General features: G+C 60.0%; 16 protein-coding genes and 1 other RNA gene. 13 read left to right on the top strand and 4 right to left on the bottom strand.

The genetic code is table 11. The features are described 5' to 3' along the window. The first annotated feature begins 166 nt into the window (after positions 1 to 166). The 4 genes from F6S08_RS05620 to F6S08_RS05635 all read left to right on the top strand — a co-directional run bounded on the left by F6S08_RS05620 (position 167) and on the right by F6S08_RS05635 (position 3,750). Positions 167 to 1,198, top strand: coding sequence for a hypothetical protein (locus tag F6S08_RS05620; RefSeq protein WP_074843922.1), 1,032 nt, complete (start codon positions 167 to 169; stop codon positions 1,196 to 1,198). Continuing rightward, on the top strand, positions 1,177 to 1,956 hold the full coding sequence (locus F6S08_RS05625) for a hypothetical protein (protein ID WP_315871362.1): 780 nt from the start codon (positions 1,177 to 1,179) through the stop codon (positions 1,954 to 1,956). The genes F6S08_RS05620 and F6S08_RS05625 overlap by 22 nt, the downstream gene beginning before the upstream one ends. A gap of 161 nt (positions 1,957 to 2,117) precedes the next feature. Further along, positions 2,118 to 2,762, top strand: a complete 645-nt coding sequence (locus tag F6S08_RS05630; protein ID WP_065924263.1) for an MBL fold metallo-hydrolase — start codon at positions 2,118 to 2,120, stop codon at positions 2,760 to 2,762. Between the two features lie 214 nt (positions 2,763 to 2,976). After that, a complete protein-coding gene (locus F6S08_RS05635) occupies positions 2,977 to 3,750 on the top strand; it encodes an OmpA family lipoprotein (protein ID WP_027604771.1) in 774 nt (257 codons plus the stop codon). Between the two features lie 68 nt (positions 3,751 to 3,818). On the opposite strand, the gene F6S08_RS05640 is transcribed toward F6S08_RS05635, so the two are convergent. The 4 genes from F6S08_RS05640 to F6S08_RS05655 form a co-directional block, all read right to left on the bottom strand. Then, positions 3,819 to 4,400 carry a BON domain-containing protein gene (locus F6S08_RS05640; RefSeq protein ID WP_027604770.1) on the bottom strand — a complete coding sequence of 194 codons (582 nt, stop codon included), beginning with the start codon at positions 4,398 to 4,400 and terminating at the stop codon, positions 3,819 to 3,821. Then, positions 4,397 to 4,990 (bottom strand): phosphoheptose isomerase, encoded by a 594-nt coding sequence (locus tag F6S08_RS05645; RefSeq protein ID WP_007904374.1) that lies wholly within the window; start codon positions 4,988 to 4,990, stop codon positions 4,397 to 4,399. The genes F6S08_RS05640 and F6S08_RS05645 overlap by 4 nt, the downstream gene beginning before the upstream one ends. 92 nt (positions 4,991 to 5,082) lie before the next feature. Next, positions 5,083 to 5,454, bottom strand: a complete 372-nt coding sequence (locus tag F6S08_RS05650) for a YraN family protein (RefSeq protein ID WP_074843924.1) — start codon at positions 5,452 to 5,454, stop codon at positions 5,083 to 5,085. Further along, complete coding sequence (locus tag F6S08_RS05655) at positions 5,454 to 7,265, bottom strand: penicillin-binding protein activator (RefSeq protein WP_065949004.1); 1,812 nt, start codon at positions 7,263 to 7,265, stop codon at positions 5,454 to 5,456. Before F6S08_RS05655 ends, F6S08_RS05650 begins: the two co-directional genes overlap by 1 nt. Before the next feature lie 209 nt (positions 7,266 to 7,474). Here F6S08_RS05655 and rsmI point away from each other — a divergent pair, with 209 nt between their 5' ends. From rsmI to mraY, 9 genes are all read left to right on the top strand, one after another. Further along, a complete protein-coding gene (gene rsmI / locus F6S08_RS05660) occupies positions 7,475 to 8,347 on the top strand; it encodes a 16S rRNA (cytidine(1402)-2'-O)-methyltransferase (protein WP_027604767.1) in 873 nt (290 codons plus the stop codon). Between the two features lie 96 nt (positions 8,348 to 8,443). Then, positions 8,444 to 8,797, top strand: an RNA gene (gene rnpB, locus F6S08_RS05665) — RNase P RNA component class A. 354 nt (positions 8,798 to 9,151) lie between these two features. Beyond that, positions 9,152 to 9,607 carry a division/cell wall cluster transcriptional repressor MraZ gene (gene mraZ, locus F6S08_RS05670; protein ID WP_003171868.1) on the top strand — a complete coding sequence of 152 codons (456 nt, stop codon included), beginning with the start codon at positions 9,152 to 9,154 and terminating at the stop codon, positions 9,605 to 9,607. Next, complete coding sequence (gene rsmH / locus F6S08_RS05675) at positions 9,604 to 10,551, top strand: 16S rRNA (cytosine(1402)-N(4))-methyltransferase RsmH (protein ID WP_010213048.1); 948 nt, start codon at positions 9,604 to 9,606, stop codon at positions 10,549 to 10,551. The genes mraZ and rsmH overlap by 4 nt, the downstream gene beginning before the upstream one ends. Further along, positions 10,548 to 10,841 carry a cell division protein FtsL gene (ftsL, locus tag F6S08_RS05680; RefSeq protein ID WP_003216203.1) on the top strand — a complete coding sequence of 98 codons (294 nt, stop codon included), beginning with the start codon at positions 10,548 to 10,550 and terminating at the stop codon, positions 10,839 to 10,841. The genes rsmH and ftsL overlap by 4 nt, the downstream gene beginning before the upstream one ends. Beyond that, positions 10,841 to 12,583 (top strand): peptidoglycan D,D-transpeptidase FtsI family protein, encoded by a 1,743-nt coding sequence (locus F6S08_RS05685; protein WP_162844256.1) that lies wholly within the window; start codon positions 10,841 to 10,843, stop codon positions 12,581 to 12,583. Before ftsL ends, F6S08_RS05685 begins: the two co-directional genes overlap by 1 nt. Next, positions 12,583 to 14,046, top strand: coding sequence for a UDP-N-acetylmuramoyl-L-alanyl-D-glutamate--2,6-diaminopimelate ligase (locus F6S08_RS05690; protein ID WP_315871363.1), 1,464 nt, complete (start codon positions 12,583 to 12,585; stop codon positions 14,044 to 14,046). The genes F6S08_RS05685 and F6S08_RS05690 overlap by 1 nt, the downstream gene beginning before the upstream one ends. Beyond that, a complete protein-coding gene (gene murF / locus F6S08_RS05695; protein ID WP_065924258.1) occupies positions 14,039 to 15,409 on the top strand; it encodes a UDP-N-acetylmuramoyl-tripeptide--D-alanyl-D-alanine ligase in 1,371 nt (456 codons plus the stop codon). Before F6S08_RS05690 ends, murF begins: the two co-directional genes overlap by 8 nt. Beyond that, entirely contained in the window at positions 15,409 to 16,491 is a 1,083-nt protein-coding gene (mraY, locus tag F6S08_RS05700) for a phospho-N-acetylmuramoyl-pentapeptide-transferase (protein ID WP_003171875.1), read from the top strand. The genes murF and mraY overlap by 1 nt, the downstream gene beginning before the upstream one ends. The last annotated feature ends 6 nt before the right edge of the window (positions 16,492 to 16,497 follow it).

Here is a 16,497-nt window from a genome sequence, read left to right on the forward strand (position 1 = left end):
CTTCCCGGTCGGCCCGTTGCAGTGCAACTGCAATGACGAGTGACTGGCCCTCACGTTGATCTACAGAGGACCGGGTGGGTAATCCTCCTGCAGTGTTAACCACTTTTTTGACTTGTTAATCGCCATGGTTTACGGTGTAAAAAAGTGGTTAACAAGGTGGCGTGAAATGCCGGTTTTACTGGATGATATCAAGGGTTACCTCGAATCCACTGTGGGCTTGGAAGCGCACCTTCAAGCAGCCTCAGGCCTGAAGGTTCCCTTTCATATCAAGGATGCCTACAAACTCGTCTATCTGGCCCTTATGGTCGGGCCGAAGGCGAAACAAACGCTACCGATGCTCCTACTGCTTCCAGTGGAAAATAAGTACCCGGGATCTGTAACGCTTGGGAAGCACATCGCTCAGGTACAAAAAACCACGGACAAGGTGGTTGTGTACGTATGCCAGTCACTGTCGGTGCCGGAGCGGCGTAGCCTGATCGCCAACAACATCAATTTCATCCAGCCTGGCTATCAGATGTTCATCCCAGAGTTGGCGATGGACCTGCGCGAGACCGTTCGGACGCGCCGAAACGAGGAAGACGTTTCAGCCCTTCTTCCTGCTGCACAAGCGATGGTCTTGGCTCGCCTGTATGAGGGATGGGACAGCGATACGATCTTCAACTCCAACGGCATCATGAACGGTTTCAAATACAGCCGCGTCACACTTGCCAAAGTGATCGATCAGTTGCTGAAGCTGGGCATCGTCCATCCTGCACAAAGTCAGGGGTTCAAAAATTGCTATTCGTTCGGTGCACCTCCGGCCAGCGTCTTCAAAAATGCTCGCCCCTTTATGCGCTCTCCCGTTAAACGGAAGGTTGCGATCGACCGAGTGCTTCATACAGGCGGCGGCGTATTTCTCGCGGGCGAGACCGCTCTGGCCAAATGCACGATGCTGGCGGGTCCCATACAACCGGTTTTTGGAATGACCAAAAAGCAGTTCGACGACATGGTCCAGGAACTGGCATTCAAGGTAACCGACTCGGTTGATGAGATCCGGGCATGGGTGGAGATATGGTCTTATCGAAGCCTAAAGGAAGGAAAAAACATCGCAGATGAAGCGTCATTGCTTCTGAGCTTGGAAAACGTCCCGGACGAACGTGTCCAGTTGGCTTTAGATGAACTTAAGGAGGCAGTGACTTGGCTGAAATCAGAGGACTAGACGTATTCGGACAACACTTCAGCGATTTTCGTGATCAGTATGTGCTGATTGGCGGTGTTGCCTCCTGGCTCACGATGGATGCGGCGGGCCAATCGTTCCGCGCAACCAAGGATCTCGATATCGTGCTGGTTATCGAAGCGCTCAATGCCGAGTTTGCCGGGGCGTTCTGGGCCTTCATACGTGCCGGACGGTACGCCATCCGGCAGGTTGGTGGGATTGACGGTCAGCGGCCTGTTTTCTATCGGTTCCAGCACCCCGAGGACGAGGCCTATCCCGTCCAGATCGAATTGTTCTCGCGTGCTCCCGAGGGTGTCGCGCTCCCGGCGGACGCGACGCTGACCCCTATTCCTACAGACGAATCGGTATCAAGCCTGTCCGCCATCTTGCTCGATGACCCCTACTACCATTTCCTCCTTGAGGGCCGGCAGCGCAATGACGTTCTGACCTTCATCGGCGCCGACCGGCTGATCCCACTCAAGGCGCACGCTTGGCTCAATTTGTCAGCGCGAAAGGAGGCTGGCGAACAGGTCGACAGCAAGAACCTCAAAAAACATCGAAATGACGTACTGAATCTGAGCGGCCAATTGACGGATGACCCCATCGACCTGCCGGAAAGCATTCAGACCGACATGAGGGCGTTTCTGGCGCTCTTGGCGAACGAAGAGATCGATCTCAAGTCCATCGGACTGAAAGGCGCCCTGGGGGACTATATCGAGCGTCTTACATTGAGCTTCGGATTACAGCCACCAATCCAATAGGAACACATTCTGAAAAACTGTCAGCCAACGATCATGACCGCGAGCACATGAACGCATTCCTCGGGCATGCGCTCGATGCTTACAAACAAAGCAGGTGACATCACTCGTCATCGCTTTTCACACAGTGCCAAAAATGTGCCATTCGCTTTATAGGAGCACCCATGGAAGCCGAAAAGCCCACGCTGATCCGCGAAACCTTCCCGGTCGGCCCGTTGCAGTGCAACTGCACGATCATTGGCGACCCCATCACCAAGAAGGCCATCGTGGTCGACCCGGGTGGCAATCATGAACTGATCCTGGCGCGCCTCGATGCCCTGGGCCTGAAAGTGGTGAGCATCATCCACACCCATGCCCATCTCGATCACTTCCTGGCCTCGGGGCAATTGAAGGAAAAGACCGGTGCAACCCTGCACCTGCACAAGGAAGACCAGTTTCTCTGGGACAACCTGGAGATGCAGTGCCAGATGTTTGGTGTGCCCTACACGCCGGTGCCGTCGCCGGATCGCTGGCTGGCCGATGATGAGGCGTTGGCCTGTGGGTGCGGTGTGGCGCTCCATACACCGGGGCACACGCCAGGCTCGATGAGCTTCTGGTTTGCCGATGCCAGGCTGCTGATTGCCGGGGACACGCTGTTTCGGCGCGGTGTTGGGCGTACGGATTTGTGGGGTGGGGACCAGGCGACGATCGTGCGTTCGATCAAGCAACGGCTCTACACGCTGGATGAAGGCGCGACGGTGGTGACCGGCCATGGCCCGGACACGCGCCTGGGTGACGAGATGCGTGAGAACCCATTTGTGCGGGCGTGAAGCAATGGTTCGAACGGCAACCCGCTGTAGCAAAAACTCAGGCCGCGTTCAGCATGTGTCTGCTACGGTTTCTGTAGCAACGCAAGACCCGAATGTTTTGTTACAGCTCTGGGCGCGCCCACGGAATTTTTACCGTTTGTCGTGTTCCAAACTCGGCACGGGTCCATTGCCAATGTCCTTTGCACCACAGAATGCAAAAGTAGGAGCTCCCTTCATGTTCACTCCGCGTCGTCTGCTTGTTGTCGCTACCGCCGTAGCCCTGTTGTCCGGCTGCGCTTCACCTAATCCTTATGGCGGTGGCAGCCAGGGACAGGCGAATAATGAATCCAGCGGTATGAGCAAGACCGCCAAGTACGGTGGCCTGGGTGCCCTGGCCGGTGCATTGGCGGGTGCTGCCATCGACCATAACAACCGTGGCAAGGGCGCGCTGATCGGCGCAGTGGTTGCGGGTGCCGGCGCCGCGGGTTACGGCTACTACGCCGACCAGCAGGAAAAGAAACTGCGTGAGAGCATGGCCAATACCGGGGTTGAAGTTCAGCGCCAGGGCGACCAGATCAAGCTGATCATGCCGGGTAACATCACCTTCGCCACCAACTCGGACGCGATCTCCAGCAGCTTTTACCAGCCGCTGAACAACCTGGCCAACTCCCTCAAGCAGTTCAACCAGAACACCATCCAGATCGTGGGTTACACCGACAGCACCGGCAGCCGCCAACTGAACATGGACCTGTCGCAGCGCCGTGCCCAGAGCGTGGCCAACTACCTGACCTCCCAAGGCGTTAATGGTGCCAACCTCAGCGCACGCGGTGCCGGCCCGGATAACCCGATAGCCAGCAACGCCGACGTGAACGGTCGTGCGCAGAACCGTCGCGTAGAAGTGAACCTCGGCCCGATCCCCGGCCAGCAGTACGGCCAGCCTGGCGCGCAGCAGCAAGCGCCGCAGCAGAACAACCAGTTCCAGGGCAACCCGTACCAGCAATACCAATAAACGCGGGTCACTAAAAAGGGCGCCATGCAGTGAATGCATGGCGCCCTTTTTTATGGCTGCCGCTTACATCAATCGATGTACTCGAACACCTTGACGATCTTCTGCACGCCGGATACGCCCTGCACCAGGTTGGCTGCGCGCGTGGCTTCCGCCTGCGTCAGCAGGCCCATCAGGTAGACGATGCCGTTATCGGTGACCACTTTGATCCGCGAGCCGGGAATCGCGTTGTCGGTCAGCATCTGTGCCTTGATCTTGGTCGTCAGCAGGGCATCGTTGCTGATGGCCAGCAGGGTGATCGGGTCCATGACCTGCAATTCGTTGTGGACCTTCTTGACCCGCTGTACGGCCGAGGCTGCCTGTTCGGCCTGGGCCTTGAGGTCGGCGCGTGGCGTTTGGCCTGCGAGCAGTACCACGCCGTTGAAGCTGGTCACGACGATGCGTGAAGCACCGTTGCCCAGGTCCGTGGCGGCTTTGGCAATGTTGACTTCGACCTTGGTTTCGATCAGCGAGTCGTCAATCTTGCTGCCGAAGGTGCGGGTGCCCTTGTCATCCTGAATAGGGGTGTCACGTGTCGCAGTGATTGCCGTGCTGCAGCCGCTGATGCCGAGGCACAACGTAATGGCCAAAAGGCCGAGGCGGTTAACGGTCATTCTTCACTCCCAAACAGTTGGCTGTCGATCAGATCGCACAGGCAGTGGATCGCCAGCAGGTGGACTTCCTGAATACGTGCGGTGACATTGGCCGGGACGCGAATCTCCACATCTTCGGGCAGCAGTAGCGAGGCCATGCCGCCGCCGTCGCGTCCGGTCAATGCTACGACAATCATTTCGCGATCATGTGCGGCCTGGATCGCTTGAATAATATTCGCCGAGTTGCCGCTGGTGGAAATCGCCAGCAGCACATCGCCTGGTTGGCCCAGTGCGCGGATCTGCTTGGAGAAAATTTCGTTGTAGCTGTAGTCGTTGGCGATCGAGGTGATCGTTGACGAATCGGTGGTCAAGGCGATAGCCGGCAGACTCGGGCGCTCACGCTCGAAGCGGTTGAGCAGCTCGGACGAAAAATGCTGGGCATCGCCGGCCGAACCGCCGTTGCCGCACGAAAGCATTTTGCCCTCGTTGAGCAAGGCATTGACCATGACCTGACTGGCTTGCTCGATGTGCGGTGCAAGTACGTCCATCGCCTGTTGCTTGGTGTCGATGCTGGCCTGGAAAAGCTGGCGAATTCGGGATTGCATGTCCATCTGTGTGACCTTAAGTAGCGCGGCTGTTTGGCACAGGAATGTGCAGCCCGCAAAGCAAAGAGCAAAAGTGTGTGATGAAGGTGTCCGGCGAATCAGCTGTCGAAGGCATTTTGCAGCCAGTTCAGATCAACTTGACCAGACGGTGTGCTTTCCATGGCAACCACATCGAAACGGCAGGGGGCGTCGGCCCAGCGATGCTCTTTTTGCAGGAAAAACTGCGCAGCGAGTATCAGCTTCTGACGCTTGCGCCCGTCGATACTGGCGAGCGCGCCACCCCATTGTGCGTGTTTTCTGTAGCGGACTTCGACGAATACTACTGTATCGCCGTCAAGCATGACCAGATCAAGCTCGCCGCGTTTACACAACCAGTTCTGCGCCAGCAGGCGCAGACCCTGTTGTTGCAAGTGTTTCAATGCTTGAAGTTCGGCATCCTTGCCGCTTTGTGCAGTAGACCGCTCCGGCATCAGCGCGGGGTGTCCGGCAGGCGCTGGATCTCGCCACCAACGAACTTCGCCCATGGCATCTGGCGATCGACGCGCTGGTTGGTGCTGATGCCCAGGTTGCCCGAGAGGCCGTCAATGCGTGTATCCGGCAGTGCCTTCAACTGGCCCAGGCGCGGGGCCAGGCGGTAGGCGTCGACGCCCATCGCATACAGGCGGCCAAGGCTGCCATTGGCTTGCGGCCATTGTGCGGCAACCTGGTTACGCAGCGGGTCGGTGGTGTTGAGCAGCCAAGGGGTTTCGCAGAACATCACGTTGGTCATGTCCAGGTATTGGTTCTTGTCACCGCTGGCGCTGAATACGTGGGACGTGGCGTACACCGGCACATCACCGGCGTACTGGAAGTTCAGGGTCGGCTTGATCTGCTGGGCCAATTGCGGGGTAACGGCCAGGAAGATGAACTCGATGTCCTGGCGACGTGACGGCTGTGCCGCTACGTCTGTGCCCACTGTGCTTTGCAGGCTCTTGGCGCGGCCTTCGCTTTTACGCAGTTGGAACAGGTCGGCGATTTGCTGGGCAAGGGCGACCGGCTGGTCGACATACTCGACACCGACAACCGTGCCACCGTTGGCTTCCCAATCCTGGCGGAAGGCCCTGTAGACACGCTCGCCCCATTCGCCACGCGGCACCATGGCAGCGGCGCGATGCAGGCCGTCGGCACGCGCGCGGCGCGACACTTCGCGGGCTTCGTCTTCAGCGGCGAGGCCGAACTGGAACAGTTGCGGCGGGCTCTGGTCGGTCTCGCTGTAGTTCAGCGCGAGGGTGGTGATCGGTAGCTGAGGGCGCGTGCTGAGCTGCTTGACCAATGGCTTCTCCAGCGGACCAACTACCAATTGCACGCCGGCAGCCTGGGCCTTGGCATAGAAGTCGTCGATGGAGGCCAGGCGCGAGCTGTCATAGAACTCGATGACCGGTGGCTTCTGCCCGGCTTGTTCAGCCTGGTAGTGCGCCGCCATGAAACCTTCGCGCAGGGCCTTGCCGACGGAGGCCAGCGGGCCTTCCTGGGGCAGCAGCAGGGCGATCTTGTTCAAGGGCTGGCTGGCCAGCTCCTTGAGCTTGGTCAGCGGGGTTGGCAGTTGCACGGCGGCCGGGTGGCCCGGGTTCTGTGCGCGCCAGGTGTCTATGGCGGCCTGCTGTTGCTCAAGCGTACCGGCGCCCTTGACCGCTTGGGCCAGGGTAATCCAGCCGTCCAGGGTCGGGTTGCCGCTGGCTTGCAGTTGTTCCGCAGGCAGTGCGGCAATCAAGGTCCAGATGGCTTCGTGATTGCTTTTGGCGGCATCGCCGCTGAGCAGTGGCGCCATGGCGACGCGCTCGCGGGCAGCGGCCAGGGTCTGGCCATCGGCTTCATAAGCGCGGGCGTGCACGGTGCCAGTGCGAATCTGCTGTTCGGTCGGCAGCTCCTTCAGGCTTTGCAGGCTCGGATGGTTCAAGGCGGTCAACGCGGCCTTGGGCTGGTTGCGCGTCATGGCCAATTCGGCAGCCAGGGTGCTGGCAAAGACTTGCGCGGCTGGCTTGAGGACATCCAGGGACACTTGCGCAAGAATCTGCGACGAGCGGCCAGGGTTGTTCTGGCGGTAGGCCATGTCTGCCGCACTCAGGCGCAGCAACGCGGCCTTTTCTGGCGTCTTGGCGGTGGTGGCCTGTTCGAGCAGTTGCTCGATACTGGCGTCCGGGGTCCGTGGAAGGTCGCCAAGGCTGGACGAGGGCGAGCTGGCGCAAGCGGCCAGTAAGGCAGCGAGGCAGAGGGCGGAGAGCAGCCGCAGGCAAGCGATCATGTAAGTGTTCCTGATACCGATCAAATTAGCGTGGAATTGTACCCAAGCACTGGCCCAGGCGCGATGTTACTGGCGTGAAACCGTCGATTTAGGTCGTGCAAGTGGTGCGATCAGCCATGCACGGCTGAAAAGCCATCGGCCGTGATGGCATATTTTCAAGGCGCCTACGCGCTACAATATGGCTTTTGCCAACCATCGAGGTGTGCGCTTTGACTGCTCCAGGTCCTTTGAATTCCACGGCAGGCTCGCTTTTTGTCGTGGCGACGCCCATTGGCAATCTGGACGACATCAGTGCCCGGGCGCTGAAAGTGTTGCGCGAGGTTAAATTGATTGCGGCGGAAGACACTCGACACTCCCAGCGTTTGATGCAGCATTTTGGTATCAGCACGCCATTGGCGGCTTGTCACGAGCATAACGAGCGCGAAGAAGGCAGTCGCTTTATCGTGCGGTTGTTGGCGGGCGACGATGTGGCGCTGATCTCGGACGCGGGTACGCCGCTGATCTCCGACCCTGGGTACCATCTGGTCCGCCAGGCGCGTGCCGCAGGTATCAATGTAGTGCCTGTTCCAGGAGCGTGCGCGCTGATCGCTGCATTGTCGGCGGCAGGCCTGCCGTCGGACCGTTTTATTTTCGAAGGTTTCCTGCCGGCCAAGGCCGTGGGGCGTCGTGCGCGTCTACAGGCATTGAAAGAGGAGCCGCGCACGCTGATCTTCTACGAAGCGCCTCATCGTATTCTTGAATGCCTGCAGGATATGGAGCTGGTGTTCGGCGGCGAGCGCCTGGCCCTGCTGGCCCGTGAGCTGACCAAAACCTTCGAAACCCTCAAGGGCCTGCCGCTGGAAGCGCTGCGCGCGTTCGTCGAGGGCGACAGTAATCAGCAGCGCGGCGAGTGTGTGGTGTTGGTGGCGGGCTGGACCGCGCCGGAAAATGAAGAGGCCGTCGGCAGCGAGGCCATGCGTATCCTCGACCTGCTGCTCAAGGAGATGCCCCTCAAGCGCGCTGCGGCGTTGGCGGCGGAAATCACCGGGGTACGCAAGAATGTGTTGTATCAAGTCGCGCTGGATAAACAGAAAGCCGAATAGTTCCGGGGGTAAACCGGTATTCCGTCCGAACGTGATGGCAATGCTGCACTTTTAATACTTGTCCTGAGGCCGTCGTGCCGTTAACCTGCGCGGCGGAGAGTCGATTGGACAGTCGCTGCCCTCTATGAAAATTAGGGGGGGGAGGAAAGTCCGGGCTCCATAGGGCGAAGTGCCAGGTAATGCCTGGGAGGCGTGAGCCTACGGAAAGTGCCACAGAAAATAACCGCCTAAGTACTTCGGTGCCGGTAAGGGTGAAAAGGTGCGGTAAGAGCGCACCGCACGACTGGCAACAGTTCGTGGCTAGGTAAACCCCACTTGGAGCAAGACCAAATAGGGTCCCAAGGCGTGGCCCGCGCTGGGACCGGGTAGGTTGCTAAAGATGTCCAGTGATGGCCATCGTAGACGAATGACTGTTCAAGACAGAACCCGGCTTACAGATCGACTCTCCACCTTTTTCCTTCTGTCCGAATCTCGGGCAGAAAACCGGTAGTAACGCAAGAATCCCTCCCTGCCAAATCATTGGCAGATGCATCTTCGTAATACCAAAAAAATCTTACTCTTAATAAATCACTTTAACTTTGATCTGTAGCTCTTTGAGCTATTTGTGCTTGTCGAGCCAAAAACACCGCCGAACTCTGGTTTCTCCTCCTTTTACGCTCCTAAATCTCCGATCTGTAAGGCTTTTCCTTGAATCCGCGCCTTGACGGTGTGGTGGGCGCATTCCTATAGTGTGCGCAAGTGGCGGAAAGTGGCACAAAGTGGGTTTTTTGAACGTAAAACGCTAAAATTTGGAGAAACGCATCTGTGTTTCGCGGAGCTAACGCTATCAGTCTCGATGCAAAAGGCCGTCTCGCCATGCCGAGCCGGTATCGTGACGAGCTGATTTCGCGAAGTTCCGGACAGTTGATCATCACAATCGATGCCGTTGACCCTTGTTTATGTGTTTACCCCCTCGATGAGTGGGAGTTGATTGAGACCAAGTTGCGTGCCTTGCCTTCATTGCGTGAAGAAAACCGCCGTCTGCAGCGTTTGCTGATTGGTAATGCCGTCGACCTCGAGCTCGATGGCAGTGGTCGTTTCCTGGTGCCCCCGCGTTTGCGCGAGTACGCCAAGCTGGATAAGCGCGCAATGCTGGTCGGCCAACTGAACAAGTTCCAATTGTGGGACGAAGATGCCTGGGATGCTGTTTCTGCAGCTGACCTGGCTGCTATTCAACAACCGGGCGCCATGCCTGATGAACTGCGTGATTTGATCCTGTGACTATTGATAGCGGCTTTAACCACATCACCGTACTGCTTGACGAAGCCGTTGAGGCTCTCGCCGTACGCGCGGATGGCTGCTATCTGGACGGTACCTTTGGCAGGGGTGGGCATAGCCGGTTGATCCTCAGCCAGCTCGGGCCCGACGGCAAGCTCCTCGGGTTCGACAAAGACCCCCAAGCGATTGCCACCGGGCAAGCGCTAGCGGCCGAAGACGGCCGCTTTGTCGTTGTGCAGCGCAGCTTTGCCGAGCTCGGTGCCGAAGTCGCCGAGCGCGGCATGGCGGGCAAGGTGGCCGGGGTTTTGCTCGACCTGGGCGTGTCTTCGCCGCAGCTCGATGACCCGGAGCGCGGCTTCAGCTTCATGAACGACGGCCCCCTCGACATGCGCATGGACCCTACCCGTGGTGTCAGTGCCGCGCAGTTCATTGCCACTGCGCCGGTGGAAGAAATCGCCCGTGTGTTCAAGGAATACGGTGAAGAGCGCTTCGCCGGCCGCATGGCCCGTGCCGTGGTGGAACGTCGCGAAATCCAGCCGTTCGAGCGCACCGCCGACCTGGCCGAAGTGCTGAAAGTCGCCAACCCCGCGTGGGAAAAGGGCAAGAACCCGGCGACCCGCGCGTTCCAGGGCCTGCGTATCCACGTCAACAACGAATTGGGCGACCTGGAAGCTGGCCTCGAGGCTGCCCTCGAGGCGCTGGAAGTAGGCGGTCGCCTGGTGGTGATCAGTTTCCACTCCCTGGAAGACCGCATCGTCAAGCTGTTCATGCGCCGCCTGGTCAAGGGCGAGTCCGACAACCTGCCGCGCAACCTGCCGGTACGTTTCGAAGCCTTTGTGCCGAAAATCAAAATCCATGGCAAAGCGCAGTTCGCTTCCGAAGCCGAACTCAAGGCCAACCCACGTTCCCGTAGCGCCGTCATGCGCGTCGCGGAGAAGCTGCGGTGAGCAAGCTTTTCGCCAAGCCCCTCCCGGGCGGCAGCTTCTTTATGTTGCTGCTGTTTGTCGGCGTGCTGGTGTCCGCAATTGCGGTGTCCTACAGCGCCCATTACAACCGCCAACTGCTCAATACCCTCTATGGGGAATTGAGCGTGCGTGACAAGGCGCAGGCGGAGTGGGGGCGGTTGATCCTCGAGCAAAGCACCTGGACGGCCCATAGCCGTATCGAAGTGCTGGCCACCGAACAGCTGAAAATGCACATCCCGGGCGCGGCCGAAGTGCGCATGGTGGCGCCATGATGAAGCTTGAAGGCGCACTCTACCCATGGCGCTTCCGCCTGATGCTCGGCTTGCTGGCATTGATGGTGGGTGCGATTGCCTGGCGGATCATCGACCTGCAAGTGGTCGACCGTGACTTCCTGATCGGCCAGGGCGATGCCCGTAGCCTGCGTCATATCCAGATCCCTGCGCACCGTGGCCTGATCACTGACCGTAACGGCGAGCCGTTGGCGGTGAGTACGCCGGTGACCACCCTGTGGGCCAACGCCAAGGAATTGCAGGTTGCCAAGGACAAGTGGCCGCAACTGGCTGCCGCCCTGGGCCAGGATCCCAAAGCCTTGGCTGAGCGCCTCGAGGCCCAGGCAAATAAAGAATTTATCTACCTCGTTCGCGGCCTTACCCCCGAACAAGGCCAGCAGGTGCTCGACCTTAAAGTCCCCGGTGTCTACGGCATCGAGGAGTTCCGTCGTTTCTACCCGGCCGGTGAAACCACTGCCCATATGGTCGGCTTTACCGACATTGATGATCATGGTCGTGAAGGTGTGGAACTCGCCTACGATGAATGGCTGGCCGGGGTACCGGGAAAACGACAGGTCATCAAGGATCGGCGCGGCAGATTGATCAAGGATGTCCAAGTCACTAAAAACGCCAAGGCCGGAAAGCCCTTGGCGTTGTCGATTGACCTGCGCCTGCAATATTTGGCCAACCGTGAGCTGCGTAACGCGATCATCGAGAACGGTGCCAAGGCCGGCAGCCTGGTGATCATGGACGTGAAGACCGGCGAGATCCTCGCCATGGTCAACCAACCGACCTACAACCCGAACAACCGACGCAACCTGCAACCGGCGATGATGCGTAACCGCGCGATGATCGACGTGTTCGAGCCGGGCTCGACCATGAAAGCCATCTCCATGAGTGCCGCCCTGGAAACCGGACGCTGGAAACCCAGCGACAAGGTCGAGGTGTATCCGGGTACGTTGCAACTGGGCAAATACACCATTCGTGACGTGTCCCGTACTGAAGGCCCGGTGCTGGATTTGACAGGTATCCTGATCAACTCCAGTAACGTGGGCATGAGTAAGGTCGCCTTCGATATCGGTGGTGAAACCATCTACCACCTGGCGCAGAAGATCGGCCTGGGGCAACCCACCGGCCTGGATTTCCCGGGTGAGCGCGTCGGCAACCTGCCCAACTACCGCGACTGGAAAAAAGCCGAGACCGCCACGCTTTCCTACGGCTACGGCCTGTCGGTGACCGCCATCCAGCTGGCCCATGCCTTCTCCGTGCTGGCCAATAACGGACGCATGGTGCCGTTGAGCCTGATCCACGTCGATGAAGCGCCGAAAGCCACCCAGGTGATCCCGGAAAACGTCGCCAAGACCATGCAGGGCATGCTGCAACAAGTGATCGAAGCACCGCGCGGCGTATTCCGTGCCCAGGTGCCGGCGTATCACGTGGCGGGCAAGTCCGGTACCGCGCGTAAGACGTCGGTGGGCACCAAGGGCTACGCCGAAAACTCCTACCGCTCGCTGTTCGCCGGCTTCGGCCCGATGAGCGATCCGCGCTACGCCATCGTCGTTGTGATCGATGAGCCGAGCAAGGCCGGTTACTTCGGTGGCCTGGTATCGGCACCGGTGTTCAGCAAAGTAATGTCCGGCACCCTGCGCCTGATGAACATCACCCCGGATAACCTGCCGCCGACCCAACAAGCGAATGCCGGACCACCGGCCGCTGCAGTAAAAGCCAATGGAGGGCGCGGCTGATGTCTCTTAGCCTGAACAAGATTTTTGCCCACGCCGGCCGCGATCTGCTGATTCGCGAGTTGACCCTGGACAGCCGTAACGTGCGCGCTGGCGACCTGTTCCTGGCGGTGCCGGGCGGCAAGTACGATGGCCGTGCGCACATCGCCGACGCGCTGCAGCGCGGCGCGGCTGCCGTGGCCTATGAAGTCGAAGGCGCCACGGTGCTGCCGATCACCGACGTGCCGCTGATCCCGGTCAAGGGACTGGCCAAGCAACTGTCCGATATTGCCGGGCGTTTTTACGGCGATCCGAGCCGCCACCTCAATCTGGTGGGCGTGACGGGTACCAACGGCAAGACCAGCGTGACCCAATTGGTCGCCCAGGCCCTTGACCTGCTGGGCCAGCACTGCGGCATTGTCGGCACCCTGGGTACCGGTTTTTATGGCGCGCTGCAAAGCGGCCTGCACACCACGCCGAACCCCATCGCCGTGCAAGCGACCCTGGCCGACCTGAAAAAGGCCGGTGCCAAGGCGATTGCCATGGAAGTGTCGTCCCACGGTCTGGACCAGGGCCGCGTTACCGCCCTGGCCTTTGATGTGGCAGTGATGACCAACCTGTCCCGCGATCACCTGGATTATCACGGCACCATGGAGGCGTACGCCGCCGCCAAGGCCAAGCTGTTTGCCTGGAATGACCTCAAGTGCCGGGTGATCAACCTGGACGACGCTTTTGGTCGCCAACTGGCGGCCCAAGACAGCGAAGCGCGCCTGATCACCTACAGCCTGGAAGACGCCAGCGCGTACCTGTATTGCCGCGAAGCCCAATTCAATGACGAAGGCGTGCGCGCCACGCTGGTCACGCCTCAGGGCGAGCACCACTTGCGCAGCACCCTGCTCGGGCGTTTCAACCTGAGTAATGTACTTGCCGCCATCGGCGCGCTGCTCGGCCTGGATTACGCACTGGACGAGATTCTCAAGGTGCTGCCGAAGCTCGAGGGCCCGGCCGGTCGCATGCAGCGCCTGGGTGGCGGTACGCAGCCGCTGGTGGTGGTTGACTACGCCCATACCCCGGATGCGCTTGAAAAAGTCCTCGAAGCCTTGCGCCCTCACGCCAAGGGCAAGTTGCTCTGCCTGTTCGGCTGTGGCGGTGATCGTGATCGCGGCAAGCGGCCGTTGATGGCCGAGATCGTCGAACGCCTGGCCGATGGTGTGCTCGTCACCGACGACAACCCGCGCAGCGAAGACCCGAGCCGGATTTTCGATGACATTCGCACCGGCTTCAAAGACGCATCCAAGGCCGCCTTCGTCGCCGGTCGCGGCGCGGCAATCGCCCAGTTGATCGCCAGCGCCAGCGCTGACGACGTGGTTGTGCTGGCTGGTAAGGGGCACGAGGATTACCAGGAAATCAACGGCGAGCGTCATGCCTTCTCCGATCTGGTCGAGGCCGATCATGCCTTGACCGCCTGGGAGGTCGCCCATGCTTAAGGCGATGACGTTCAGCGAACTGACCCAGGCCTTGTCGGCACGCGTACTGTCGAGCGATTGCAGCTTCAGGGGTGTGAGCATCGACAGCCGTGCGATCCAGCCGGGGCAACTGTTTGTCGCCCTGGCCGGTCCGCGTTTCGACGGTCACGACTACCTGAACGAAGTCGCCGCCAAAGGCGCCGCAGGTGCCTTGGTGCAGCGCGAAGTGGCTGATTCCACCTTGCCGCAACTGCTGGTCGCCGACACCCGCCTGGCCCTCGGCCAATTGGGGGCGCTGAACCGTGCCGCTTTCGATAAGCCCGTTGCCGCCATCACCGGCTCCAGCGGCAAGACCACGGTCAAGGAACTGCTCGCCGGTATCCTGCGTACGCGCGGCCCCGTGCTGGCCACCCGTGGCAACCTGAACAATGATTTCGGCGCTCCGCTGACCCTGCTCGAACTCGCCCCGGAACACACCGCGGCGGTGATCGAACTGGGTGCATCGCGCATCGGCGAAATCGCCTACACCGTGGCGCTGACCAAGCCCCACGTCGCCATTATCAATAACGCCGGTACGGCCCACGTCGGCGAGTTCGGTGGCCCGGAAAAAATCGTCGAGGCCAAGGGTGAAATCCTTGAGGGCCTTGATGCATCGGGCACCGCAGTCTTGAACCTGGACGACAAGGCCTTCGAGACCTGGCGTCTACGCGCCGCCGGTCGCAAGGTCCTGACGTTTGCCGTGCTTAACGCCGCAGCTGATTTCCATGCCTCCGACATCACCGTCGATGCCCGTGGCTGCCCGTCCTTCACGTTGCATACCCCGCAAGGTAGCGAGCACGTGCAACTGAATTTGCTCGGCAACCATAACGTCGCCAATGCCCTGGCTGCTGCGGCTGCGGCTGGCGCCTTGGGCGTGTCGCTGTTCGGTATCGCCACGGGCCTGGGCGCGGTGCAGCCGGTCAAGGGCCGTACCGTGGCGCAGTTGGCGACAAACGGCATGCGCGTGATTGATGACACCTACAATGCCAACCAGTCCTCGGTGTGCGCTGCCATTGATCTGCTCAAAGGCTTTGACGGTCGCAAGGTGCTGGTGCTGGGCGATATCGCCGAACTGGGCGACTGGGCCGAACAGTCCCATCGTGAAGTCGGCGCCTACGCCATCGGCAAGGCCGACGCGCTCTATGCGGTCGGCCCGAACATGGCCCATGCCGTGGCTGCCTTCGGCCCCGGTGCGCGCCATTTCGCCACCCAGGCCGAGTTGATCCAGGCACTGGGCGTGGCAGAACAAGACAAACACACAACCATTTTGATCAAGGGATCGCGCAGCGCGGTGATGGAAAACGTCGTCGCGGCCTTGTGTGGCTCAAGTACGGAGAAACATTAATGCTGCTGCTGCTGGCTGAGTATCTGCAACAGTTCCACAAAGGCTTCGCGGTCTTTCAGTACCTGACCCTGCGCGGGATCCTGGGTGTGCTGACCGCGCTGTCTTTGTCGCTGTTTTTAGGGCCGTGGATGATCCGCACCCTGCAGAACCTGCAAATTGGTCAATCGGTTCGTAATGACGGCCCGCAGTCGCACCTGTCCAAGTCCGGCACCCCGACCATGGGCGGTGCGCTGATCCTGTCGTCCATCGGTATCAGCACCTTGCTGTGGGCCGACCTGCACAACCGCTACGTATGGGTGGTGCTGCTGGTGACCTTGCTGTTCGGCGCCATCGGCTGGGTCGATGACTACCGCAAGGTGATCGAGAAAAACTCCAAGGGGCTGCCAAGCCGCTGGAAGTATTTCTGGCAGTCGGTGTTCGGCCTTGCCGCCGCGATCTTCCTCTACACCACGGCGCCAAGCGCAGTGGAAACCACCTTGATCATCCCGATGCTCAAGGACGCCAGCATCCCGTTGGGCATCGGCTTCGTGGTGCTGACCTACTTCGTGATCGTCGGCTCCAGCAACGCGGTGAACCTGACCGACGGCCTCGACGGCCTGGCGATCATGCCGACGGTGATGGTAGGCGGCGCGCTGGGTATCTTCTGCTACCTGTCGGGTAACGTGAAATTCGCTGAATACCTGCTGATCCCCTACGTACCGGGCGCGGGTGAGCTGATCGTGTTCTGCGGCGCCTTGATCGGTGCCGGCCTGGGGTTCCTGTGGTTCAACACCTACCCCGCACAAGTCTTCATGGGCGACGTCGGCGCACTGGCGCTGGGCGCGGCCCTGGGCACCATCGCGGTGATCGTTCGCCAGGAAATCGTGTTGTTCATCATGGGCGGCGTGTTCGTGATGGAAACCCTGTCGGTGGTCATCCAGGTGGCGTCCTTCAAGTTGACCGGGCGCCGCGTGTTCCGCATGGCGCCGATTCACCACCACTTTGAACTCAAGGGCTGGCCTGAGCCGCGTGTGATTGTCCGTTTCTGGATCATCACCGTGATTCTGGTCCTGGTCGGCCTTGCCACCCTGAAACTGAGGTAGAAACGA

Origin of the sequence: Pseudomonas sp. JV449, from assembly GCF_032424295.1 — a bacterium.
GTDB classification, from domain to species: Bacteria; Pseudomonadota; Gammaproteobacteria; order Pseudomonadales; family Pseudomonadaceae; genus Aquipseudomonas; species Aquipseudomonas marginalis.